1 protein-coding gene is annotated in these 1,564 nt (G+C 64.6%); it reads right to left on the bottom strand.

Annotated elements, in window-relative coordinates:
* Window positions 1-37: 37 nt before the first annotated feature.
* A protein-coding gene (locus tag ACFXK0_RS29025; RefSeq protein ID WP_379414271.1) for an IS3 family transposase occupies window positions 38-1,434 on the bottom strand; the annotation gives its coding sequence in 2 pieces (ribosomal slippage) (window positions 38-1,090 and window positions 1,093-1,434; 1,395 coding nt in all).
* Between the last annotated feature and the right edge of the window lie 130 nt (window positions 1,435-1,564).

The following is a 1,564-nucleotide window of genomic DNA, read 5'->3' as shown; positions in this document are numbered from 1 at the left end:
CGGAACTTGTCAAGCCGTTCGGGACCAGTGGGAGTGATCAGGCTGCTTCCACACGCTCCTCGCTATCAGATTCGGGTTTGTTGATCCAGACACTGTCGGGCAGGTCCAGAAACTTCGGGCCGCTCGTGGTGGCGAACCGATGAGGATGAGCGGCACGAGCAGCGGCCAGGACCTCCCGGCGGTCCTGCGCCTTCTCCAGAGCCAGCCCGTAATGCACGTCGGCGGGGGTATGAAGCCCCAGACCGAGGTGACGATGCTCATGGTTGTACCACTGCGCGAACGAATCCATGAATTCGCGTGCCACAGCCAATGATTCGAAACGTTCCGGGAACTCTGGACCGTACTTCACTGTCTTGAACAGCGATTCGCTGAAGGGGTTGTCGTTGGACACGCGGGGACGCGAGTGCGACCGGACCACCCCGAGTTCGTCGAGTTTGGCGGCGACGGTGTTGCTGGTCATCGACGTGCCCCGATCGGCATGCACGACCAGGGGATTGCCGTGCACCGTGAACGCTTTGTCCATCATCTCCACCGCCAGCTGACCGGACTCGCTGTTGTGGACCGCCAACCCGACGATGTAGCGGGAGTAGATGTCGATCATCACGTACGCGTCGAAGTACTGGCCCTTCACCGGCCCGGCCAGCTTGGTGATGTCCCACGAGTACACTTGCCGCGGCCCGGTCGCCTCCAACTCCGGACATTTCTTCTTCCCGTGCCGTGCTTGACGCCGCCGGTCCTTGACCTGGGAATTCTCGGCCAAGATCCGGTACATCGTCGATACCGAACACAGGTACACGCCGTCGTCGAGCAGCCGCGCGTAGACCTCCAACGGCGCCAGATCCACGTACTGATCGCTGTTGAGCGTGGCCAGCACCCGTCGGCGCTCGATGTCGGAGAGCTTGTTGACCGGCTCCGCACGCGCCACCGGCGCCACCGCAGCGGCCGGGCGGCGGTTCATCGTCGCCCGAGCCAACCCGGTCAACCCGCTGGCCCGCCGCTGCCCGATGCCGTTGTCACACAACGTGTTCCAGGCTGCTGTCAACGCTTCTTCGGCTTCGTGTCGTCGGGGTCCGCGCTCTCGGAGAGACTCTCCAAGAGCGCGTGCGCTTTTCCCATGATCTCGAGTGCGGCGTCGGTCATCGCCTGCTTCTTGTGCGCCTTGGCCAGTTCCGCTTTCAAGCGGGCGATCTCGGCCTGTTCGGGGCTCAACCGGCCGACCTTCTCGCCCGGCTTCTTGCCGGCCAGGACACCGGCATCGCGTTGTTTGCGCCATTCGGTGATCTGGGACGAGTACAGGCCCTGTGCCCGCAGGTAAGCCGCCCCGCCACCGGGCTGGCCGGTCGCGGTCTCGTAGGCGTCGAGATGCCGGAGTTTCTCGGCCGGGCTGAACGCCCGCCGTCGTCGCCCGCTCGCGGCGGGGTCGCTGCTACCCATCCCGACATTCTCGCCGGAACGCTGGCGGGTCGCTGTGCTGGTGGTGGTCATCGTGTTCGTCGGTCCATCCTCGCCCTACAATGCCGGGTTGCTGTGAGCCACCGGCCTCAACTCAGGCTGACACGTAGGG

Source organism: Nocardia sp. NPDC059177 (genome assembly GCF_042755165.1).
Classification (GTDB): domain Bacteria; phylum Actinomycetota; class Actinomycetes; order Mycobacteriales; family Mycobacteriaceae; genus Nocardia.
Note: the sequence above shows the minus strand (reverse complement) of the source record. Positions and strands in the feature narration are given on the sequence as shown.